We start from the raw sequence: 20,604 nt of genomic DNA on the forward strand, positions 1-20,604 counted from the left end.
CGAGATTCGGTCTGGCGCTTCGGCGGGTCGCCGCGGTATGCGTTATCCGGCCGCGGCGGCGAAATTCGACCGTTGCCGCGCGAGGTCGTGTCGGCGGCGGCTGGGCAAACCCTCCATTGCACCGCTGACTTCTTTGATGAAGTCGCCGATGTAGCGAATCGCCCGCCTTCCTTCCGGCAGGATGTCGGCCGCGATGGGGAAGTCGTGAATTTGGCGGTCCCACAGGTGCAGATCGCAGCGAACTCCGCTGAGTTGCAACCGTTCTGCCATGAGCTCGGCGTCCGGAAGCAGCAACTCGTCGGAGCTGGCGTGGATGGCCACCGGGGGCAACGACGAGAGATCCGCGTCCACCGGTGACTCGATGCGCGTGCACGTTTCCCCGTCGTGCGGAAGTCGCGCCTCGCCGAGGTAGCGGGCGAACATCGACAACGCCGCCCGCGTGAACATGGAGCACCGGCGCGCGTTGCGGTGCCGCAGTTTGCGGGCGGGGTCGGCGTCGGTGAACGGCGAGATCGCCGCGATGCCGGCGGGCCGCAGGAAACGGGTCCGAATGGCCGCCAGCGTGATCATGAAGGCCAGGTATCCACCGGCCGAGTCGCCCGCCACGACGATCCGGTCCCCGTCGTAGCCGCGCTCCTCCAGCCAGCGCAGGCCGTTCATGCCGTCCTCGATCGCGTCGGCGATCTGATGTGTGGGCAACTTTCGGTACCCGACGGTCAGCACACCGGCGTCCGCGGCCTTCGACAGGCGCGTCACCAGGGACCGGTGCGTGTTCAGGCCGCAGGTGAGGAACGCGCCGCCGTGCAGGTAGAGGATCGCCCGCTGGGCGGACACGCCGGGCGCCCGCACCCATTCAGCAGCACAGTTCTCGAGCCGGATCGGTTCGATCTTTGCCGAGTGCGTGACATGGGGTATCAAGCCCGCCAAACCGTCCACGTATTGAAAGGGCCAGTGCAGATTCGGCTGAATGGCCCAAGCGCGCACCAGATTTTTCACCAGCAACCGGCTGGCCAGCGACACAGCAAAAGACTGCGGGCTGTGGCCATGGTGAACTCGCCGGTTCATTGCCTGGCTGGGCAATATGTGATAACGGTTCGCGCTCATGGTCATTCGCATTCAACTCCTAGTGCAAGCGGGAGTACCCGCCGCCGCAGCGCGAAAACGGTGGGTGAATCCTTGGCAAATGTCGCCTTCATCACTGTTTGAGGGGCAGGCGGGGTGGGTACCGCTACCGATCTCGCAGGTGGCTCAAGATATTGGGCATGGATGAGGCGACGCGCGGAACCGCGCTGCTGGCCGACCGGGTCGCGGTGGTGACCGGGGGCGGTGGCGGTATCGGAGCGGCGACCGCGCGGCTGTTCGCCCTGCACGGCGCGCACGTCGTCATCGCGGACATCGACGAGAAGCTGGCCGGGCAGACCGCCGAGGACATCGCGGCGTCGGGTGGCTCGGCCCTGCCGGTCGTGATCGACGTCCGCGAGGCCGAGCAGGTCAGCGGCCTGGCGCGGTCGGTGCTCGATCGCTACGGCCGCATCGACGTGCTGGTGAACAACGTGGGCCATTGGTTGCGGCATCCGGGCAACTTCGTCGATACCGACCCGCGGCTGTGGGACGACTTGTACCGCGTCAACCTGCACCACGTCTTCCTCCTCACCCGCGCATTCCTGCCCGCGATGGTCGCGCAGCGCGCCGGCGCGATCGTCAACGTCTCGTCGGTCGAGGGGCTTCGCGGCTACCCCGAGGACCCGGTCTATGCCGCCTTCAAGGCCGCCGTCATCCACTTCACCCGCAGCCTCGCGGTGCAGGTGGGTCGGGACGGCGTGCGGGTCAACGCGATCGGGCCCGACGTCACCGAATCGCTGCAGGTGCCGTACTCGCAGTGGCTGTCGGCCGAGGAGCAGACGCAGTGGCCGCAGTGGGTGCCGGTCGGACGGATGGGGCTGCCCGAGGATCAGGCCCGCGTGATCCTGTTCCTGGCCTCCGACCTGTCTTCCTTTGTCACCGGCCACACCATCCCCACCGACGGTGGGACCGGCGCGGCGGGCGGATGGTTCCGCTCGTCGCGCCGGCCCGGGCGGGAGTGGACAAATCGTCCCTTTCAAGCCTGAACACCCTGATCGTTAGGCGTAGCCCAATGCGGCGTTCTCCGCGCGGATCCGCACGTTCAGCACCACCGCGTTGGCGACGCTGAACATGATTGCCGTCAGCCACGCCGAATGCACCAGCGGCAGCGCCGCCACCTCTGCCGCCACCGCCGTGTAGTTGGGGTGCCGGACCCATCGATACAGCCCGTCCCGGATCACCGGCGCACCGGGGATCACGATCAACCGCGGGTTCCAGCGCTTGCCGAGCACGGCGACACAACGCCACCGGACCGCGGTGCTCAGCGCCACGACGCCGAGCATCGGCCATCCGAGCCAACCGATGAACGGCCGGCCCAGGGTCCACACTTCGACGACGCACGAGATCAGCAGCAGCGCATGCATGCTGACCATCGCCGGGTAGTGATCGCGGCCGAACTCCTTGCCGCCGTGAGCGAATGACCACCTCGCGTTCCGCTGGGCGACCGCAAGCTCGACCAATCGCTCCGCACCGATGGCGAGGATGAGCAGGTAGTAATACATGGTCTAGTTCCTCACCACTGGAGTAGAAGCAGTTCGAAGCTGAAGCCCGGACCCATCGCGAGCATCACCCCGTAGGATCCCGCCTTCGGCGGCTCGGCCAGGGTTCTGCGCAGGACGTCAAGCACGGACGCCGACGAGATGTTTCCGTTCTCGCGCATGGAGTTTCGGCTGTGCACCAACGCTTGCGGTGACAGACCAAGGGCGTTCTCGATCGAGTCGAGGACCTTCGGACCACCGGGATGGCACACCCAGGTCGTGATATCCGCGACCGAGAGGCCGTGATCGGCCAGGAAGGTGTCGACCTCGCCGCGCAGATAGTCGTCGGCCATCTTCGGGACGTCACGCGACATCACCAGCTGGAACCCGTTGGAGCTGACGTTCCACCCCATGACGTCGACCGTCTCGGCGACCACGCGGCTCCGCGTCGCGAGGACGCGCGGACCTTGACTCGCCTTGTCCCCCAACGGGAGCCGGTCCGCACCGGTGGCAACGACTGCCGCCGCGCCGTCGCCGAACAGCGACACGCCGATCAGGGCCGGGATGGAGGTGTCGCTCCGCTGCAGCGTGAGCGAACACAGCTCGACCGACAACAGCACAGCCACATCCCCCGGGTAGCCGTGCAAGTAGTCGTAGACGCGTGCCATGCCCGCCGCACCGGCCACGCAGCCGAGCCCGAACAGTGGGACGCGTTTGATGTTGGGCCGCAGCCCGACTCGCGACATCAGCCGCGCGTCGATCGTCGGCACCGCTATGCCGGTGCTGGAGACCATCACGATGGTGTCGACCTCGGCGGGTTCGATGTTCGCCGCGGCCAGCGCCGAGCGCACCGCCCGCTCGCCCAGGTCGACGGCGACCTCGAGGTAGGCGTTGTTGGCCTCGGTGAACCCGGTCAGCTTCGGGTAACGCGACAGCGGCAGCGCGAGGCTGCGATTGTCGACGCCCGCCGTCCGCGCGAACCGGATGAAGCCCGGTTCCACGAATTCGGTGAGCTCGCGCGCCACCTCGTCCTGGTCGTAGCGGTGCGGGGTGAACGCCACCGCGGTGCCGGCGATGCGCGGGGCGCCTCGCGCGTCGACGGCGGCATGGGTTGTGGATGTGGAATACCTGGTTGCAGTCATGCCCAGCCGACGACCGCTGCCCCACCGCGGTTCATCGGATCGTCGGGAAGGTGAGCCGAAACACAATCCGGCGCGGCGCCTCACAGCGGTGGTGAACCGGGCCGGCGTCCCCGTCGTGTATGTGGTCAGCTTCCGGGGACCGACAGGGTGGCCTGCTGCTCCACCTGCAGGCCTTGCTGCTCATCTTGCTGGGCTTGCTGAAGGTCCAGTTGCTCTTGCTCTTCGGCCTGCTGCTCGGCCTGCTGCATCTGCTGGTCGGCCTGCAGCTGTTGCTGAAGTTGGGCTTCGTCGTCGTCGCCATCGGCTCGGTTCACCACGCTCATCGACCCCGGTGTCCCAACGGTTTTCGGGTAGTCGGATTGCGCGGCGTGAAACAGCACCAGCGCTGCGAAGGTCGCGACGCCGGCGAAAATCGTTCGTATGATTGTGGTTTGCATGTGCGCCATGCCGCCAAGGCTGCGCCCCGGTGTTAGCAGCGGGCTGGATCGTGGTTATCGATTCGCTGTGAGGTCGGCCCGAAATCGCGCCTGCTCGTCGATGATCGTCACCGGGATGCCGTTCAGGGCCCCGTTGCCCGACGGTTCGTCGATGAACGTCGGCGGTGAGAGCACGTTGGTGTTGGCCCCCGGCGAGCTGTTGGCCACCGACAGGCGGGTGCCCGGCTTGCCGTGCCCCCAGCCGTGCGGCAGGGACACCACGCCGGGCCTGATCGCGTCGGTGACCTCGACGGGCACCCTGATCTCGCCGGCCTCCGACTTCACGGTGACGACGTCGGCGTCGGCGACGCCGCAGCGGGCGGCGTCGTCGGGGTGGATCAGCAGCGTGCAACGGTCCCTGCCCCTCATCAGCGCGGGCGCGTTGTGCATCCAGGTGTTGTTCGATCGCAGGTGCCTGCGGCTCACGAGCACCAGCGGCTCCACCGGCCGCTCCAGCCGCGCGGCCAGCCGCGGCAGGTCGTCGAGCAGGTATTGCGGCGCGAGACGGATCTTCTTGTCGAGGGTGCCCAGGATGTCGGGCAGCTGCGGCACCATCGGGCCGAAGTCGATTCCGTTCGGGTTGGCCTTGAGCATGTCCAGGGTGAGCCCGCCCGGGTACTTGCCGTACTGATCTCCGAAGGGCCCGGTCCGCAGCGTGAGGTCGAGCATCCGCTCGGGTCCGCCATGCTCGTACAGCTTCCGGATCTCCGCACCGTCGACTCCGCGGGTGAACGCCAGGTAGTCGAAGAACCCGTCGTCGATCGCGGCGACGTCGACGTCCTCGGCCGGTGTGCCGGCGCACAGGCCGGTCAACCGGATCAGGATCTCCCATTCGTGCGGGCGATCGCCGGGATCGAACACCGGCGCCGAGTAGTTCGCGATGCTGTGGATCGCGAACAGCAGGATCAGGTCGTCGTGGTGCGGCTGCTCGAGGGGCGACAGCCCCGGCAGGATGACGTCGGCGTGGCGCGTCGTCTCGTTGAGCCAAAGGTCAACGGAGATCATGGCTTCCAGCATCGGCAGCACCTCGTCGAGCTTGTCGCCGCCGGGTGTGGACAGCACCGGGTTGCCGGCGACGGTGATCAACGCCTTGAGTTGGCCCTCGCCGGGTGTGGCGATCTCCTCGGCCATGCACGACACCGGGGCCTGGCCCAGGACCTCCTTGGCGCCGCGGACCCGGGTGCGCCAGCGACCGAACTCGGGAAGGCCGCCTTCGAGACCCGGCAACGGCTGCGTGGTGATCGACCAGGCCGCCGGCTTGGGGAACATCGCGCCGCCGGGGGTGTCGAAGTGGCCGGTCAAAATGTTGATGACGTCGACCAGCCAGCTGGCCAGGCTGCCGAATTCCTGATTGCACAAGCCGATTCGGCCATACACCACCGACCTCTCCGTGCCGGCGAGTTCGCGCGCCAGTGTGCGGATGCGGTCTTCGTCGATCCCCGTGGCGGCGCTGACCCGCTCGGGCGGCCAGTCCGCGGCGACGCGGCGCATCGTCTCCACACCGTCGACGTGCGGGCCGGGATCGACCAGGCCCTCGTCGAAGAGGGTGTGCGCGACGGCGAGCAGCAGCGCCGCGTCGGTGCCCGGCACGATCGGCAGCCACTCGTCGGCCTGGGCGGCGGTCTGGGTGCGGACCGGGTCGATCACGATCACCTTGCCGCGTCTGCGAATCCCGTTGATCAGCCCCATCACGTCCGGCGCGGCCAGCAGCGACCCCTGCGATGCCGCGGGGTTGGCGCCCATGATGACCAACAGGTCGGTGCGCTCGATGTCGGGAACCGGGAAATTCCACCACAGGCCGTACATCAGGTGCGACGACAGGTTTTTGGGCCATTGGTCGACGGTGCCCGGCGAATACGTCACCGGCATCCCCGACATGCCCAGCAGCACGCCCGCATACCGGGCCAACGAAAACGAGTGCGCCAGTGGGTTACCCGTGTAGGCGGTGACCGCAGCGATGCCGTACTTCTCGATCACCGGGGTCAGCAGTTCGGTGCAGCGGCGAAACGCCGCGTCCCAGCTGACCTCGTGCCATTGGCCGTCGAGGTTGATCATCGGGCGGCGGAGGCGGTCCGGGTCGTCGTGCACCTGGGCCAGCGATACGCCCTTCGGGCACAGGTGTCCGCGGCTCCAGACGTCGTCGCGGTTGCCGCGGATGCCGGTGACCCTGCCGCCTTCGACGTGAATCTCCAAGCCGCACATGGCTTCACACAGGGGGCAGGTGCGCAGATGCCTGCCGTCGTCGCCGGTCGCCACCCACCCACTGTATTCCGCTACTGTCGGTAGCGGAAGTGGCAAAATTCCCCGTCAGGACGCCCAGGGGCCGATGCCGCCGACCTTGTCGATGCGGATGCGGGTGAGCAGTCCCGGCGGCGCATCGTCCGGCGGGAATTTCATGTTCGGGTCGCCCAGGACCGGGTTGAGCTCGCTGAGCAGCTCGGGCGCGCCACCCTCGACGATTCGGGCGGTTCCGGCGATCGAGAGGTACGGCCGCATCCCCGGGCTCGGGCTGAGCGACACGATGGTGACGGCGACGCGCGGATCCCTGCGGATATTGCGCACCTTCTTGTGTTCGGCCAGGTGCGCGGTGACGAGTTCGTCCCCGTCGGGCGTCGACTGCAGGGCGGCCCAGACCAGGCTCACCTGGGGGCTGCCGTCGGGATTGATGGTGACCAGGGTGGCGTCGGCCCCCTTGCCGATGAGTTCGCGAGCGGCGTCGTTGAGTCTCATGCGTTGTTCTACCGGCACAGGCCGCGATTCATTCCCGTCTGAATCAGATTTGAATATGGCCAGTCGGCTGTACACCCCTGGCCGTCGCTTCTAGCGTCGTCATCGACATGACCGATCACCAGCCGCCGACCTGCATCGAGTACCTTCGCCGCGAGTTGCTCGACCGAATGGACGCCCAACCGTTCGACGACTGGTCCCCCGCGCTGTTGCGTGCCCTCATCGCGGTCTTCGAACTGAACGGGATCACCCCGGCGCCGGCGCACCGCGGTTTCCGGCCCTATCTCGTGAGGTAACGCGATTAGGCTCACGCCGGTGGAGATGTGGGAACTGGCCGCCCGTGAGCGGATCCGGGACACGCTCGCGCGCTACAACTGGTCGGGCGATGCCGGCCGGCCCGACGGCCTCGCCGAAACGTTCTGCGCGGACGGCGTCCTCGAGGTTCGCGGGTCGGAGCCGTTGCGCGGGCGGGCCGAGATCGCGTCCTTCCTCGGCGGCGTCACCGGGCGCGTCGCCGCCCGCGCCGGCCTCAAGCCCGTAGTCCGGCACATCGTCACCAACGTGCTGTTCACCGGTCTCACGCCCGACGAGGCGCAGGTGGCGTCCTACTTCACCGTGGTCACCCAGATCGGGCTCGATCATTTCGGTCGTTATCGCGACATCCTGGTGCCCGACGGTGGGACCTGGCTGATCAGGCATCGGACGGTGTCGACGGATTGGGCGGCCCCGGGCTCGACGATGGCCCGGCCGCCGCCCCGATCGTCAGGACGCTGAGCCGGCAGCCCTGCGGGCCGGCGAGCCAGGCGTGGTCGACGCCGGTGACCACCACGCTGTCGCCGACCGTCAGCCGGTGCGTTCCGTCGTCCAGGATCAAATCCACCGAGCCCGTCAGCACCACGTCGAAATCGACGGTGTCGGTGTGGTGCATGGAGAACTCCGCGCCCGGTGCGTACTCGATCGCCGTCCAGCGCAGCGCGCCGGGCGCCACCACCAGGTCGAGAAGGTCCGCGGATCGCCCTCCCCCGGTCGACATCGCCGGAAGGGACGGCGAGGCGTAGAGCACCGAATACAGGAGGCCGCCGCGGCCGGCGTCGCCCTGCATTGCGACGGTGGCGTCTTCCGCGGCGCACGACCGCCCCGATTCGTCCACGCCGGTGACCAGCAACCGCATGCCCGAAGACTGTAGACCAGGGCCCGGCCGACCGATGGGCGGAACACCGCTCCCGCTCGGCGGGGCGGCATGGCAGGGTGACATCCGTGGCCAACAGTGCGAAAGCGACCGTCGAGCAAGACCTCCGCGAAATCAGCACCCCGAAAGGGGCTTTGCGCTATTACGAGGGCGGCCCGGATTCCGCTCCGGTGCTGCTCTTCCTGCATGGCTCGGGCCCGGGCGTCACCGGCTGGCGCAACTTTCGCGGGATCCTGCCCGCGTTCGCCGAGCACTACCGCTGCCTGGTCCTGGAATTCCCGGGATTCGGGGTCAGCGACGACTTCGGCGGGCACCCGATGGTGGACGCCTTCGGCGCCGTCTCGCCGTTGCTGGACACGCTGGGCGTCGACAAGGTGCACATCGTCGGCAACTCGATGGGCGGCGGTGTCGGCATCAACTTCGCCATCCGCAACCCGGACCGCGTTGGCCGGCTGGTGACGATCGGCGGAATCGGCACCAACATCTTCAGCCCCAGCCCCAGTGAGGGCATCCGGCTGCTGCAAGAGTTCGTCGAGGACCCGACCCGCCAGCGGCTCGTCGACTGGCTCAAGTCGATGGTGTACGACCAGTCCCTCGTCACCGACGAACTCATCGAGGAACGCTGGCAACTGGCGACCGATCCCGAGACCCTGGCCGCCGCGCGCCGGATGTACGGCAAGGCGGCATTCGCCGCGATGAACGCCGCGATGGCGGCCTCCGACCGGCCGCAGCCGTGGGCGGTGATGCACAAGCTGGCGGCGCCGACCCTGCTGACCTGGGGCCGCGATGACCGGGTGAGCCCACCGGACATGGCGCTGATCCCGATGCGCACGATCCCCAACGCCGAACTGCACATCTTCCCCAACTCGGGACACTGGGCCATGATCGAGGCCAAGGAGGCGTTCGAAAGCACGGTGCTGGCGTTCCTGAAGCGCTAGCGGCCCGCCAGGCCCCTCGTCAAGAGCGCGTGCGCGTCGGGATTGCCGTCGAGGACCCGGCTGGTGCGGGTGGTGATCTGCCAGCCGTCGTCGGTCCTCCACAGCGCGAAGTGGTGGGCGGTGGCCCGCCACACGCGATAGCCGTCACCGTCGCGGACGAGCACCAGGGATTCGCAGACCGCCACCGCCCGGTCGCCGTCGAGCGTGACGACGCACGGCCCCAGGAAGTGGCTGCAGCCCTTGGCCACCAGCTTCTGGTGGGCCTCCGAGGCGACCATCGCGCGAACGTCCGCCCGGCTCGCCATGCGCCAGCCGTCGACGTCGTAGACGCCGTCGCTCGCCCACAGCCCCGCGGCCGCATCCGCGTCCCCGGCGTCCACCGCCGGGCCGTAGGACGCGATCAGCTGTCTGATGTCGCGGTCGTCCTCGAGCCGGCGCAGTCGGGCCGCCAGGTCGTCCAGATCGGTCATGGATTGTGCTCCTCCTTTTCGTCCGCTCGCCCGGAATGCCTTCGGGTTTGGCGCAGACTGCGGTAGACCATTACCTAAGCCCCCGGACGTTAGGACGACAAGATGAGCGAGCGGGTTATCGACCACGTGATCGCCATGGCCGATCAGCTGCGCGACCAGGCGGCCGAAGCCGAACGAATCGGCCGGCTCACCGACGACACCGTCAAGCTCATGAAGGGGGCCGGCCTGATCCGGCTGCTGCAGCCCAAGGGCTACCAGGGGTTCGAGGTCCACCCCCGTGAGTTCGCCGAGACGGTGATGGCCACGGCGGCGCTGGACCCGGCCGCCGGCTGGATCGTCGGCGTGGTGGGCGTGCACCCCTACCAGCTGGCCTACGCCGATCCCAAAGTGCCCGCCGAGGTCTGGGCCGACGACGTCGACACCTGGATGGCGTCCCCTTACGCGCCGCAGGGCGTGGCCAAGCCGGTCGACGGCGGGTATGTGTTCAACGGCCGCTGGCAGTTCAGTTCCGGCACCGACCACTGCGACTGGATCATCCTGGGCGCGATGCTCGGCAACGAGCAGGGCATCCCGATCATGCCGCCGCAGATGCTGCACATGATCCTGCCGCGCAAGGACTATGAGATCGTCGAGGACTCGTGGAATGTCGTGGGGCTGCGCGGAACCGGCTCCAAGGACGTGATCGTCAAGGACGCGTTCGTTCCCGCCTACCGGACCATGGACGCGACCAAGGTGATGGACGGCACCGCGCAGCGTGAGGCCGGCATGACCGAGCCGCTGTATCTGATGCCGTGGTCGACGATGTTCCCGCTGGGCATCTCGGCGGCGACCATCGGCATCGCCGAGGGAGCGCTGGCCGCGCACCTCGACTACCAACGGGAACGCGTCGGCGCCACCGGCACCGCGATCAAGGACGACCCATACGTCATGCACGCGATCGGCGAGGCGGCGGCCGACATCAACGCCGCCCGCCAGGAGCTGCTGGCCAACGCCGACCGCATCTACGACATGGTCGCCGCGGGCAAGGAGGTGTCGTTCGCCGACCGCGCGGCGGGGCGGCGCACCCAGATCCGCGCCGTGTGGCGCGCGGTCGGCGCGGTCGACGAGATCTTCGCCAGGTCGGGGGGTAACGCCGCGCGCATGGACAAGCCGCTTCAGCGGTACTGGCGCGACGCGCACGTCGGCCTGCTGCACGCCATTCACGTCCCCGGCACCACGTATCACGCGTCGGCGCTGAGTTCCCTGGGCATCGAGCCGCCCGAGGGTCCGCTGCGGGCCCTGATCTAGGAGGACGCGACCGTGAGTGACCTGAAAAGCCTTGGCTACATTACGATTTCGACCGCCGAGATCGACCGCTGGCGGCATTTCGCGTTCGGCGTCCTCGGCTTCGCGGAGGGTAAGGGGCCGGACCCGTCGGCGCTGTACCTGCGGATGGACGAGCGTGCGGCGCGGCTCATCGTCTTCCCGGGCGAGACCGACCGGGTGCTCACCATCGGCTGGGAGGTGCGTGACCACGCGGCGCTGCAACGGGTCAAGGCCACCCTTGACGGCGCCGGCGTCGCGTTCAAGCAGCTGTCGGTCGATGAGGCCGAGAGCCGCCGGGTGGAAGAGGTGATCAGCTTCGACGACCCGGCCGGCACCACGATCGAGGTGTTTCACGGCGCGGTGCTGGACCACAGCCCGGTGATCACCCCGTTCGGCGCGAAGTTCGTCACCGGCGACGAGGGCATGGGCCATGTCGTGGTGCCGACTATGGATCCGGGCGGGCTGTTCGACTTCTACACCGAGGTGCTGGGTTTCCGTTCTCGCGGCGCGTTCCGGGTGCCGTTGCCCAAGGAGTTCGGCCCGGTGCGGGTGCGCTTCCTCGGCATCAACGAGCGCCATCACAGCATGGCGATCGTCCCCGCGATGCACCAGCGCGATCCGCGCCTGGTGCACATCATGGTCGAGGTCGACAGCCTCGACGCGGTGGGTCAGGCGCTGGACCGCGTCAACGCCGAGGGCTTCCAGCTGTCGTCCACCCTGGGGCGCCACACCAACGACAAGATGGTCTCGTTCTACGTCCGGGCGCCGGGCGACTGGGACATCGAGTTCGGCACCGACGGCATGCGCGTCGACGAAACCTATTACACGGCAGAGGAAATCACCGCCGACAGCTACTGGGGTCACCAGTGGATCGGTGAGATGCCCGCCGCGATGAAGCCATGACGCCCGACCGGGACGTCACGCCGCTTCCGGCGTCCTCGATCGCGTCGTGGGACGACGAGGCCGACGTCGTCGTCGCCGGGTACGGGGTCGCCGGCGCAGCCGCGGCGGTGGAGGCGGCCCGCTCCGGCGCCTCCGTTCTGGTGCTGGAACGCACCGGGTCCTGGGGTGGCGCGGCGGCGATGGCGGGTGGCTTCATCTATCTCGGCGGCGGCACGCCACTGCAGAAGGCCTGCGGCTTCGACGATTCCGTCGAGAACATGGCGGCCTTCCTCAACGTCGCGATGGGCCCCGGCGCCGACGAGGACCGGATCGCCGACTACTGCGCCGGCAGCGTCGCCCATTTCGAATGGCTCGTCGGCTGCGGCGTGCCGTTCAAGGCGGAGTTCTTCGCCGAACCGGGCTGGGAACCGATGGGCGACCAGGGCCTGATGTACAGCGGCGGCGAAAACGCCTACCCGTTCAACACGATCGCCACGCCGGCCCCGCGCGGCCACGTCCCGCAGATGTCGAACAAGAAGCAGGGCGAAGCCAGCGCCGGCTACATGCTGATGAAGCCGCTCGTCGAAACCGCCACCGCCGCCGGCGCGCGGGCGCTCTACGACGTGCGCGCGCAACGCCTGATCGTCGAGTCCGACGGCAGGGTCGTCGGGATCCAAGCCCGGCAATACGGCAATGAGATGTGCGTTCGTGCCCGGCGGGGCGTCGTACTCGCGACGGGCAGCTTCGCCTACAACGACGCGATGGTGGCGCGGTACGCGCCGCGGATCGCCGGGCGCCCGGCGGCGTCCATCGAGCAACACGACGGTCAGGCGATCCGGATGGCCCAGGCGCTGGGCGCCGACCTGGCCCACATGGACGCCACCGAGGTCGCGATCTTCATCGATCCGCAGCAACTGGTGCGGGGCATCCTGGTCAACGGCCGCGGGCAGCGTTACGTCCCCGAGGACACCTACCCGGGCCGGATCGGGCAGCTCACCCTGTACCAGCAGGACAACATCGCGTACCTCATCATCGACGACGAGGCGCAGCAGGAGGCGATGGCCTCCTGGTCGCCGAAGTTCATGCTGCGGCAACCGACCTGGGTGGCCGATAGCGTCGCCGAGCTGGAACAGGACATCGGCCTGGCGCCCGGTTCGCTGCAGGCGACCGTCGCCGCCTACAACGAGGGCGCCACGCGAGGCGAGGACCCGCTGCTGCACAAGAAGCCGGAATGGGTCAAGCCGATCGGTTCGCCGGTCGGGGCAATCGATCTGCGGGAGAACACCGGCGGGTTCACCCTGGGTGGGCTGGCCACCACGCTGGAAGCAGAGGTGCTGCACGTCAGCGGCGAGCCCATCCCGGGGCTATACGCCGCCGGCCGCTCGACCGCGGGGCTGGCCGCGTGGGGTTACGCCAGCGGCGTCTCGCTCGGGGACGGCAGCTTCTACGGCCGCCGCGCGGGCCGGTCGGCGGCTTGCCGGCGAGCGTAACCACACCGCGAAAACCCCCGCCGAAAATGGCAGCCAGGTTACGTTCGCGAGCCCGTGAGGCGTGACAGCCGGACGCTCGAAGCGCTGCGGCCTTGGTGCCGCTGCAAGGACGAGACTTCTCTTTCGCCGCCGCGGCGGCATACGGTGCTGAACGTGGCCTCGCACAGCAGGACGATCCCGGCCGGCCTCACCGTCGCCGACACGACCGTGGATCTGCTGGTGGTGGGCTCGGGCAGCGGCCTGGCCGCCGCGCTCGCCGCCCGCGAACGCGGCCTGTCCGTGCTGATCGTCGAGAAGTCGTCGTACGTGGGCGGTTCGACCGCGCGGTCCGGGGGCGCGCTCTGGCTGCCCGCGAGCCCCGTGCTGCGGGAGGCGGGCGCCGACGACACCGTTGATCGCGCGGCGGCCTACCTGTGCTCGGTGGTGGCCGGGTCGGCTCCCCCACACCGCTCGACCGAATTCCTCGCGCATGTGCCAGCGACGGTCGACATGCTCCGGCGAACGACCCCCTTGCGGCTGTTCTGGGCCCGCGACTACTCCGACTACCACCCCGAGGAGTCGGGCGGCAGCGCGGCCGGCCGCACCTGCGAGTGCCACCCGCTGGACACCGCGATCCTCGGCGAGCACCGCACCCGGCTTCGGCCCGGCGTGCTGGAGGCCGGCTTTTCGATACCGACGACCGGTGCCGACTACCGGTGGATGAATCTGGTGACGCGGGTCCCGGCCAAGGGCATTCCCACCTTCGGCAAGCGGCTGGCCCAGGGCTTCGGCGGCCGGCTGATCGGCCGGCGCTACGCCGCCGGCGGGCAGGGGCTGATGGCCGGGTTGTTCGCGGGCGTGCTGCGCGCCGGGATCCCGGTGTGGACCGACACCGCGCTCACGCGCCTGAAAGGCGACGGTGAGCGGGTGACCGGCGCGGTGGTGGACCACGACGGACGGGAGGTGACGATCGCCGCCCGGCGCGGGGTGGTGCTGGCCACCGGCGGCTTCGACCACAGCATGGACATGCGCTGGAAGTTCCAGTCAGAGTCGTTGGGACCCAACCTCAGCCTGGGCGCGGAGTCCAACACCGGCGATGGGATCCGCGCGGGTCAGGAACTGGGCGCCGACATCGGGTTGATGGATCAGGCGTGGTGGTTTCCCGCCATCGCGCCCCTGCCCGGCAAGGCGCCGGCGGTGATGCTGGCCGAACGGTCGCTGCCCGGTTGTCTGATCGTTGACCACAACGGCCGCCGGTTCGCCAACGAGTCGGCGGATTACATGTCGTTCGGTCAGCGGCTGCTCGCGCTGGAGCGGTCCGGCAGTCCGGTCGAAACGATGTGGATCGTGTTCGATCAGCAGTACCGGAACAGCTATGTCTTTGGCGCCCAACTGTTCCCGCGCATGCGTATCCCGCAGGCGTGGTACGACGCCGGCATCGCGGTACGGGCCGAAGACCTGTCCGGGCTCGCCGCACTGATGAAGGTCCCGGTGCCGGAGTTTCGCGGGACGATGACGCGATTCAATCAAAACGCCGCTGCCGGTGTCGATCCCGACTTCGGCCGGGGCCGCAGCGCGTACGACCGGTACTACGGCGACCCGACGATCAAACCGAACCCGAACCTGCGCCCTTTGCTCAAAGGCCCCTTCTACGCCGTGAAAATGGTGCTCAGCGACCTGGGTACGTGCGGCGGGCTCCAGACCGACTCGGCGGCGCGCGTGCTGCGCGAAGACGGCGGGGCGATCGCCGGGCTTTACGCCATCGGCAATACCGCCGCGAACGCCTTCGGCACAACCTATCCGGGGGCGGGCGCGACGATCGCGCAGGGGCTCGTGTACGGCTACATCGCGGCGCGCAATGCGGCCGGTTAGACGCTTGGCTCGAATGGAAGACACGGACAGAACCGCGCGGTCACGCCGCTCGTGGCCGCGCACCGCCGTCATCGCCGCCGGCGTCTTGGCCGTTGCCCTCGTCGTCGGCGGCGTCATCGTCGGCGTCCGCCTGGCCGGCTCCCGGCACAGCGCTTCCTCGCCGACGTCGGCGACGGCACCGCACGGAGCCCCGGCCTCTCCGAAACCGCCGGGTTGCGACATCACGTCGCTGCTCGCATCGATGTCGAACCGGGACAAGCTGGCGCAGCTGCTGATGGTCGGTGTGACCGATGCGGACGACGCGCGCGCGGTCGTCGCCAACCACCACGTCGGCGGCATCTTCGTCGCCAGCTGGACGAACCTGTCCATGCTCACGGACGGGTCCCTGGCCGAGATCGCCCGCTCGGCGGGGCCCTTGCACCTGGCGGTCAGCGTCGACGAGGAGGGTGGCCGGGTCGAGCGGCTGTCGTCGCTGATCGGTCAGGCACCGTCGGCGCGCTTACTGGCGCGAAGCGAGCCGGCCGACCAGGTATACCAACTCGCGCTGGACCGCGGCCGCAAGATGCGCCAGCTCGGCATAACCATCGACTTCGCCCCGGTCGTCGACGTCACCGACGCGCCCGACCAGACCGTGATCGGCGACAGGTCGTTCAGCGACGACCCCGCGGTGGTCACCCGGTACGCGAGCGCCTACGCGCGCGGCCTGCGTGACGCCGGAGTCCTGCCGGTGCTCAAGCACTTTCCCGGCCACGGGCGCGCGTCCGGTGACTCCCACGCCACCGGGGTGGTGACGCCGCCGCTGGACGAGATGCAAGGCGCCGACCTGGTGCCCTATCGGACGCTGGTCGCCCAGGTGCCGGTGGGAGTGATGATCGGCCACATGCAGGTTCCCGGCCTCACCGGAAGCGACCCCGCCAGCCTGAGCCCGGCCGCGATCGCATTGTTGCGCAACGGGATCGGCTACGGCGCACCTCCGTTCGACGGCCCGGTCTTCACCGACGACCTGGGGAGCATGCGGGCGATCACCGATCGCTACGGCGTCGCCGAGGCGGTACTGAAGGCCCTGCAGGCCGGCAATGACACCGCGCTGTGGGTGAGCACCACCGCGGTTCCGGCGGTACTCGACCGGTTGGTGTCGGCGCTCAACGACGGCGAGTTGAGCCTGCCGAGCATCGAAGCATCGGTGCGCCGGATGGCCGCAGCCAAGGCTTTCAATTCGCCTTGCGGTCACTGACTTTCGGCCATCGCCACCGGCCCGGGCTCGTCAATCGCGCAGCGTGCGCCCCTGTGCGTCGGGGACCTTGCCCATGATGATCATGATTCCGTCGATCAACGGCCACAGGGCGCCGATGCCGCAGGTCAGCAGCGACACCGCGATCTGGGCGATGGCGATGTTGGTGTAACCGAGGTAGAAGCGACCCACGGCGAACGTCGAGAGAAAGATCTGCAGCAGCCCCGCGACCACCTTGCTCTTGTCGGAGAGCGGGCGGCCGTAGGCGTCGACGCCGTACGGCGCGCCGCCGCCGTACGGGGCGACACCCGCGGCCGGCGCAGTCGCTTCCGCGCGCCATTGCCGGCCGTCCCAATACATTTGCCCGGGCCCGCCGCTCGGGTCGGGGTACCATCCCGCGGCAGGTTGTTCGGTCATCGTGTTGCCCTCTCTTCTGAAGGTCGATCGGTGTTGTTACGGGTCGTTGCGGCCGGTCACGGCGATGTTGGCGTAGACACCTTGGAGGATTCTTGGCGCATGAATTCCACTGCGGCTCAGCCGATTACGCTCCGGCCGGGCGCAGCCTTCACAGTTGGCCTGCTGCATCAGCACCACTTCTCGCCAGGGGCATTGACCTGCCGTGATCAATGTCGAGGCTCATCATTGCACCGGCGACCCGGATTTGTCCCGCGATGGGCTTGATGAGACCGTCAGTCGTCGCGCAGACGTTCGACGATGACGGCGCGCGCGGCGCGGCCCTCCGGCGTCGGCGTGAGCGGATACACGTGGACCAGGCCGCGTCGTTCGTGGTAGTCGACGTCGACGCCGGCCGCCGCGGCCTTGTCGGCCAGTAGCCGCGCGTCGGGGTTGAGGATGTCCCGGGTGCCGCTGAACACCGTCAAGGGTCCCAAGCCGGCCAGCCCGCCGTGCAACGGGCTCACCATCGGGTCGGTCCTCGGCAGGTCGTCGCGCCAGCGAGCGGCGAATGCGAGCAGTCCGTCGCGGGTGAGCCACGGATCGTCGACGCCGGCGATCAACGGGTTCGTCAGCGCAACGTCGAGGACCGGCGAGATCAACACGGTCCGCGGAAACACGAGGCGGCGCTCGTCGCGCAGCATCAGCGCCACCGACAAAGCCATCTGTCCCCCGGCCGAATCTCCGGCCAGACACACGCTGTGGTCGGGCTCCGCCTTCTCGGCCACCAACTCGGCGACCGCGGGCATGACGTCCTTGGCGGTGGCGAACGGCACCAGCGGATAGATCGGCACGACCACCCGCACTCCCGCCTGCGCGGCGATCTGCGCAGCCAATCGCCAATGCTGCGAGGTGATCTCGTTGACCCAGGCACCGCCGTGGAGGTAGAAGACGGTGCGGCGCGCCGTCGTGCCGTCCTTCGGAGTCAGGGTGTATATGGGCCAGTCCGAGCGAAGCTCCATCTGGACGTCGACGTCGGAACGCAACCGGGGCGGCGGCCCGAACGACTGCCGAAGCGATGCCCGCTGCTCGATGTGCTCGCGGGCGCTCTGCGCGGTTCGGTAGGTGCGGCCGCGGGTAAGGCGGAGCACCGTGGGCAGGGCCCGGCTTCGCAGGCTGAGGCTCACCTGATCCGAAACCCCCGCCTGCGGACCCACAGCAGGGCGGCAACGGTCCCCGCAACGTAAACGCCGGTGGCGATGGCCAGGTGGACGAAGCTTTTCGTGTCCCGTCCGAACACCGGCCAGATCAGTCTGGGCACTTGCGTCCACAGCACCCGGTGCTCGACGCCGTTCATCGGGTCGGCGACGTAGTACAGCGCATACGGCAGCATCAGGGCCAGCAGCCAGCCGCGGGTGCGGCGGCGATCGCCGCGCTGCCGCCACCGGCGGATCAGCGGCTGAACGCTCACCGGGTGCAGTACCGAGACGAAGTTGCCGACACCCAGCCAGGACACGATGGGCACCGCGACGGTGGGGATCGTTATCCCCAGGCGCGCGGGCGTTTCCAACCACAGCGTCAGGGCCATCGCCGCCACCAATGTCGGCAGGCCGACGATCGTCAGCAGGGCCAGATTCTTGATCAACAGCAGCCGCCAGAACGGCACCCCGTCGGACAGCGCCTGCCGCACGCGGTAGTGATCGGCGCCGAGCAGGTTGGTCGTGGTCACATCGGCGAGCACCCACGAGGAAAAGTACGTGCCGATCAGGATCACCCAGTCGGAGTGGTGGCGGCCGGTGGTCAGCGGCTGCACCAGTAACCACGTCGCGGCGAAGACGATGTTGGCCAGCACTCCCATCAGCCAGGTGCGGGGCGGCGTGAACGCCCAGCGGATCTCGGCGCCCACCGCCGTCCACAGGTCTTGCTGCAAATCCTTGGCGGCCTGCCGAGCCGCCGCGGGGCGGGGGGCCGATGCCCGCACCGCGGCGCGCAGCGCGCCGTCCACCCACGGACGCACCGCCGCGTCAAACTCCGACATCTGCTCCCCCGCAAGAGTCGTTAAAGACTGCCCTCTCAATGCAATTCGTTACCCATCCCGCTCGCCCTTCCCGATGATGCGGCTATGTAACTCCTCGGTGAGGATGTGGATTTGACGGGTCAGCTCGAGGTCGGTCCTGAGCTCCAATTCCTGCGCCTGGAAGTCATGGTCGGCTCGCGCCTGCTGGAAGGCCGCCTGACGGTTCTGCCCGATCAACACAAACGTCGACAGGAAGATCGCCTCCAGCGACACCGCCAGTGTCAGCGTCGGCCAGGGGCTGCGTTCCAACAACAGCATCCACGCGCCGAACAGGGCCGCATGCAGCCAGACGAAATTCATCGATCCGGCAAACGCGGTGATCCGGTCGGCCAGGCGCAGCTGGAAGTTGCCGCTGCGCCTGCGGGCCTCGTCCAGAACGGCCGGGTGGTGAACCTGCCCGCCCCGCAGGAGCCGGCGCGGAATCAACTGCGGATTGTGGCGATGCACGGCGGCCGGTGTCGTCATCTGAGCCGCTCCTTTCGTCGTTCTCGGACAAGTGCTCGACGGGCCGAGGGGCCGCTGGCTCATGCTACTGGCTGGTGGGTGAGCCGACGCCCAATGACGCCCCGGTAGAACGTGTTACAGTTTGCCCACCTGGGGGCGGGGGCGGGACGCCAACCGGGCGTCGCGCGGGAAGGAAAGCGTCGCGTGATGGTGACATGAACCGCAGGCGCGTGGTCATCGCCGGACTGGGCGATGTCGGTGTCCTGACCGCGATCCGGCTGGCCCGGCACGCCGAGGTCGTCGGCATTTCCAGCAAACCCGCGCTGGTCAGCGGCCAAGAGCTCGGCGTCCGGCTCTCCCGCCCCGACGACTGGGCGCGCGACTACTGGATCCCCTTCGACAGGTTTCGCCGTCTCGACGGGGTGCGCACGGAGCAGGCCCGGTTGACGGGGCTGGATCTGGCGGGCCGTACCGTCCTGGGCCGGCGCGCGGACGGCACACCCGTTGCCGAGGAATACGACGCGCTGGTCATATCGACGGGAGTCAGCAACGGATTCTGGCGTCTGCCGACGCTGCAGTCGCCTGGCGACATCGGCGCCGAGCTGCGCGCCGCGCACGACCGGCTGTCCGCCGCCGATTCGGTGATCGTCGTCGGTGGCGGCGCGGCCGCGGTCAGCAGCGCCGTCAACATGGCGACCACCTGGCCGGACAAGCGCATCGACCTGTACTTCCCCGGAGAACGCGCCCTGGGCGAGTACCACCCCGCCACCTGGCGGCGCATCCGCAACCGACTCACCGGCCTCGGGGTGGGCCTGCACCCCGGGCATCGCGCCCTGGTTTGCGACGGTTTCGCCGGCGACCGGATCACCGCCGAACCGGTCCACTGGAGCACCGGCCAGCCGCCGGCCGCCGCCGCCGCCGTGCTGTGGGCGATAGGCCGGGCCCGACCCAACACCGACTGGCTGCCGCGCGAACTGCTCGACGGACACGGGTTCGTGCGGGTGACGCCGGAGCTGCGGGTGCCCGGTCATCGGGGCGTCTTCGCGGTCGGCGACGTCGCGGCCACCGACCCGCTCCGCAGCTCGGCGCGCAATCGTGGGGATGCGCTGGTGGCCCGCAACATTCGCGCCGAGTTCGCCGGCCGTGACCTGCGGCGCTTCCGGACGCCGGGACGCCGGTGGGGTTCGTTGCTGGGTATCCAGCCCAACGGGCTCGAGGTCTTCTTCCCGACGGGTCAGGCGTTCCGCTTCCCGCCATGGGCGGTCGAGCGGGTGGTGATGCCCTGGATCGTCCGGTGGGGCATGTACCGCGGAGTCCGGGAAAACCGGCCACTCGGGGAGTCGCCGGTGCGTGGGATCAGCTCTTGATCTCGCCCGTGTCGTGGTCGCG

General features: G+C 68.8%; 22 protein-coding genes. 10 read left to right on the forward strand and 12 right to left on the reverse strand.

Annotated elements, in window-relative coordinates; genetic code table 11:
* Nucleotides 1-42: 42 nt before the first annotated feature.
* A complete protein-coding gene (locus A5705_RS15830; protein WP_068278502.1) occupies nt 43-1,110 on the reverse strand; it encodes an alpha/beta hydrolase in 1,068 nt (355 codons plus the stop codon).
* 152 nt (nt 1,111-1,262) lie between these two features.
* Here A5705_RS15830 and A5705_RS15835 point away from each other — a divergent pair, with 152 nt between their 5' ends.
* Nucleotides 1,263-2,108 (forward strand): SDR family NAD(P)-dependent oxidoreductase, encoded by an 846-nt coding sequence (locus tag A5705_RS15835; RefSeq protein ID WP_068278504.1) that lies wholly within the window; start codon nt 1,263-1,265, stop codon nt 2,106-2,108.
* 12 nt (nt 2,109-2,120) lie between these two features.
* Here the strand turns inward: A5705_RS15835 and A5705_RS15840 are convergent, their stop codons facing one another.
* The 5 genes from A5705_RS15840 to A5705_RS15860 all read right to left on the reverse strand — a co-directional run bounded on the left by A5705_RS15840 (nt 2,121) and on the right by A5705_RS15860 (nt 6,948).
* The gene (locus A5705_RS15840; protein ID WP_068278506.1) at nt 2,121-2,624 is read right to left on the reverse strand and encodes an isoprenylcysteine carboxyl methyltransferase family protein; all 504 of its coding nucleotides are present in this window, start codon (nt 2,622-2,624) and stop codon (nt 2,121-2,123) included.
* Between the two features lie 11 nt (nt 2,625-2,635).
* On the reverse strand, nt 2,636-3,742 hold the full coding sequence (locus tag A5705_RS15845; RefSeq protein ID WP_082956499.1) for a type III polyketide synthase: 1,107 nt from the start codon (nt 3,740-3,742) through the stop codon (nt 2,636-2,638).
* A 125-nt stretch (nt 3,743-3,867) separates the two neighbouring features.
* Complete coding sequence (locus A5705_RS15850) at nt 3,868-4,188, reverse strand: hypothetical protein (protein WP_068278508.1); 321 nt, start codon at nt 4,186-4,188, stop codon at nt 3,868-3,870.
* Between the two features lie 45 nt (nt 4,189-4,233).
* Nucleotides 4,234-6,474 (reverse strand): molybdopterin-dependent oxidoreductase, encoded by a 2,241-nt coding sequence (locus tag A5705_RS15855; protein ID WP_082956500.1) that lies wholly within the window; start codon nt 6,472-6,474, stop codon nt 4,234-4,236.
* A 51-nt stretch (nt 6,475-6,525) separates the two neighbouring features.
* The gene (locus A5705_RS15860; RefSeq protein ID WP_068278510.1) at nt 6,526-6,948 is read right to left on the reverse strand and encodes a PPOX class F420-dependent oxidoreductase; all 423 of its coding nucleotides are present in this window, start codon (nt 6,946-6,948) and stop codon (nt 6,526-6,528) included.
* A gap of 107 nt (nt 6,949-7,055) precedes the next feature.
* On the opposite strand from A5705_RS15860, the gene A5705_RS15865 reads away from it, so the two are divergent.
* Both A5705_RS15865 and A5705_RS15870 read left to right on the forward strand, forming a co-directional pair.
* Entirely contained in the window at nt 7,056-7,241 is a 186-nt protein-coding gene (locus A5705_RS15865; RefSeq protein WP_067878958.1) for a hypothetical protein, read from the forward strand.
* Between the two features lie 19 nt (nt 7,242-7,260).
* The gene (locus A5705_RS15870; RefSeq protein WP_068278512.1) at nt 7,261-7,719 is read left to right on the forward strand and encodes a nuclear transport factor 2 family protein; all 459 of its coding nucleotides are present in this window, start codon (nt 7,261-7,263) and stop codon (nt 7,717-7,719) included.
* Here A5705_RS15870 and A5705_RS15875 read toward each other — a convergent pair.
* On the reverse strand, nt 7,637-8,116 hold the full coding sequence (locus tag A5705_RS15875; protein WP_067878952.1) for a cupin domain-containing protein: 480 nt from the start codon (nt 8,114-8,116) through the stop codon (nt 7,637-7,639). The genes A5705_RS15870 and A5705_RS15875 overlap by 83 nt on opposite strands.
* Before the next feature lie 86 nt (nt 8,117-8,202).
* Here A5705_RS15875 and A5705_RS15880 point away from each other — a divergent pair, with 86 nt between their 5' ends.
* The gene (locus A5705_RS15880) at nt 8,203-9,072 is read left to right on the forward strand and encodes an alpha/beta fold hydrolase (protein ID WP_067878948.1); all 870 of its coding nucleotides are present in this window, start codon (nt 8,203-8,205) and stop codon (nt 9,070-9,072) included.
* Here A5705_RS15880 and A5705_RS15885 read toward each other — a convergent pair.
* Entirely contained in the window at nt 9,069-9,542 is a 474-nt protein-coding gene (locus tag A5705_RS15885; protein WP_068278514.1) for a nuclear transport factor 2 family protein, read from the reverse strand. The genes A5705_RS15880 and A5705_RS15885 overlap by 4 nt on opposite strands.
* 102 nt (nt 9,543-9,644) lie before the next feature.
* On the opposite strand from A5705_RS15885, the gene A5705_RS15890 reads away from it, so the two are divergent.
* From A5705_RS15890 to A5705_RS15910, 5 genes are all read left to right on the forward strand, one after another.
* Nucleotides 9,645-10,829, forward strand: coding sequence for an acyl-CoA dehydrogenase family protein (locus A5705_RS15890; RefSeq protein ID WP_068278516.1), 1,185 nt, complete (start codon nt 9,645-9,647; stop codon nt 10,827-10,829).
* 12 nt (nt 10,830-10,841) lie between these two features.
* Nucleotides 10,842-11,750: a biphenyl-2,3-diol 1,2-dioxygenase gene (gene bphC, locus A5705_RS15895; RefSeq protein ID WP_068278518.1), complete on the forward strand. Its 909-nt coding sequence runs from the start codon at nt 10,842-10,844 to the stop codon at nt 11,748-11,750.
* Nucleotides 11,747-13,219: an FAD-dependent oxidoreductase gene (locus tag A5705_RS15900; RefSeq protein WP_068278520.1), complete on the forward strand. Its 1,473-nt coding sequence runs from the start codon at nt 11,747-11,749 to the stop codon at nt 13,217-13,219. The genes bphC and A5705_RS15900 overlap by 4 nt, the downstream gene beginning before the upstream one ends.
* A 153-nt stretch (nt 13,220-13,372) precedes the next feature.
* On the forward strand, nt 13,373-15,070 hold the full coding sequence (locus A5705_RS15905) for a 3-ketosteroid-delta-1-dehydrogenase (protein ID WP_068278639.1): 1,698 nt from the start codon (nt 13,373-13,375) through the stop codon (nt 15,068-15,070).
* Nucleotides 15,071-15,083: 13 nt separating this feature from the next.
* A complete protein-coding gene (locus tag A5705_RS15910; protein ID WP_068278523.1) occupies nt 15,084-16,304 on the forward strand; it encodes a glycoside hydrolase family 3 N-terminal domain-containing protein in 1,221 nt (406 codons plus the stop codon).
* 30 nt (nt 16,305-16,334) lie between these two features.
* Here A5705_RS15910 and A5705_RS15915 read toward each other — a convergent pair whose 3' ends face one another.
* From A5705_RS15915 to A5705_RS15930, 4 genes are all read right to left on the reverse strand, one after another.
* Nucleotides 16,335-16,718 (reverse strand): NINE protein, encoded by a 384-nt coding sequence (locus A5705_RS15915; RefSeq protein WP_082956501.1) that lies wholly within the window; start codon nt 16,716-16,718, stop codon nt 16,335-16,337.
* Between the two features lie 272 nt (nt 16,719-16,990).
* A complete protein-coding gene (locus A5705_RS15920; RefSeq protein WP_067879228.1) occupies nt 16,991-17,881 on the reverse strand; it encodes an alpha/beta hydrolase in 891 nt (296 codons plus the stop codon).
* A complete protein-coding gene (locus A5705_RS15925; protein WP_231982471.1) occupies nt 17,878-18,732 on the reverse strand; it encodes a hypothetical protein in 855 nt (284 codons plus the stop codon). The genes A5705_RS15920 and A5705_RS15925 overlap by 4 nt, the downstream gene beginning before the upstream one ends.
* Nucleotides 18,733-18,780: 48 nt before the next feature.
* Nucleotides 18,781-19,236, reverse strand: a complete 456-nt coding sequence (locus A5705_RS15930; RefSeq protein WP_082956502.1) for a DUF1003 domain-containing protein — start codon at nt 19,234-19,236, stop codon at nt 18,781-18,783.
* Between the two features lie 194 nt (nt 19,237-19,430).
* On the opposite strand from A5705_RS15930, the gene A5705_RS15935 reads away from it, so the two are divergent.
* Complete coding sequence (locus A5705_RS15935) at nt 19,431-20,582, forward strand: FAD-dependent oxidoreductase (RefSeq protein WP_067878936.1); 1,152 nt, start codon at nt 19,431-19,433, stop codon at nt 20,580-20,582.
* Nucleotides 20,583-20,604 lie beyond the last annotated feature (22 nt).

Origin of the sequence: Mycobacterium sp. E787 (assembly GCF_001668725.1) — a bacterium.
Lineage (GTDB): Bacteria > Actinomycetota > Actinomycetes > Mycobacteriales > Mycobacteriaceae > Mycobacterium.

What these genes read in the sequence shown, in the direction of transcription:
- A5705_RS15840 (WP_068278506.1), bottom strand. Translation starts at nt 2,624, where the DNA reads ATGTATTACTACCTGCTCATCCTCGCCATCGGTGCGGAGCGATTGGTC.
- A5705_RS15850 (WP_068278508.1), bottom strand. Translation starts at nt 4,188, where the DNA reads ATGGCGCACATGCAAACCACAATCATACGAACGATTTTCGCCGGCGTC.
- A5705_RS15835 (WP_068278504.1), top strand. Translation starts at nt 1,263, where the DNA reads ATGGATGAGGCGACGCGCGGAACCGCGCTGCTGGCCGACCGGGTCGCG.
- A5705_RS15845 (WP_082956499.1), bottom strand. Translation starts at nt 3,742, where the DNA reads ATGACTGCAACCAGGTATTCCACATCCACAACCCATGCCGCCGTCGAC.
- A5705_RS15885 (WP_068278514.1), bottom strand. Translation starts at nt 9,542, where the DNA reads ATGACCGATCTGGACGACCTGGCGGCCCGACTGCGCCGGCTCGAGGAC.
- A5705_RS15875 (WP_067878952.1), bottom strand. Translation starts at nt 8,116, where the DNA reads ATGCGGTTGCTGGTCACCGGCGTGGACGAATCGGGGCGGTCGTGCGCC.
- A5705_RS15890 (WP_068278516.1), top strand. Translation starts at nt 9,645, where the DNA reads ATGAGCGAGCGGGTTATCGACCACGTGATCGCCATGGCCGATCAGCTG.
- A5705_RS15915 (WP_082956501.1), bottom strand. Translation starts at nt 16,718, where the DNA reads ATGACCGAACAACCTGCCGCGGGATGGTACCCCGACCCGAGCGGCGGG.
- A5705_RS15830 (WP_068278502.1), bottom strand. Translation starts at nt 1,110, where the DNA reads ATGACCATGAGCGCGAACCGTTATCACATATTGCCCAGCCAGGCAATG.
- A5705_RS15860 (WP_068278510.1), bottom strand. Translation starts at nt 6,948, where the DNA reads ATGAGACTCAACGACGCCGCTCGCGAACTCATCGGCAAGGGGGCCGAC.
- A5705_RS15910 (WP_068278523.1), top strand. Translation starts at nt 15,084, where the DNA reads ATGGAAGACACGGACAGAACCGCGCGGTCACGCCGCTCGTGGCCGCGC.
- A5705_RS15935 (WP_067878936.1), top strand. Translation starts at nt 19,431, where the DNA reads ATGAACCGCAGGCGCGTGGTCATCGCCGGACTGGGCGATGTCGGTGTC.
- A5705_RS15925 (WP_231982471.1), bottom strand. Translation starts at nt 18,732, where the DNA reads ATGTCGGAGTTTGACGCGGCGGTGCGTCCGTGGGTGGACGGCGCGCTG.
- A5705_RS15900 (WP_068278520.1), top strand. Translation starts at nt 11,747, where the DNA reads ATGACGCCCGACCGGGACGTCACGCCGCTTCCGGCGTCCTCGATCGCG.
- A5705_RS15930 (WP_082956502.1), bottom strand. Translation starts at nt 19,236, where the DNA reads ATGACGACACCGGCCGCCGTGCATCGCCACAATCCGCAGTTGATTCCG.
- A5705_RS15865 (WP_067878958.1), top strand. Translation starts at nt 7,056, where the DNA reads ATGACCGATCACCAGCCGCCGACCTGCATCGAGTACCTTCGCCGCGAG.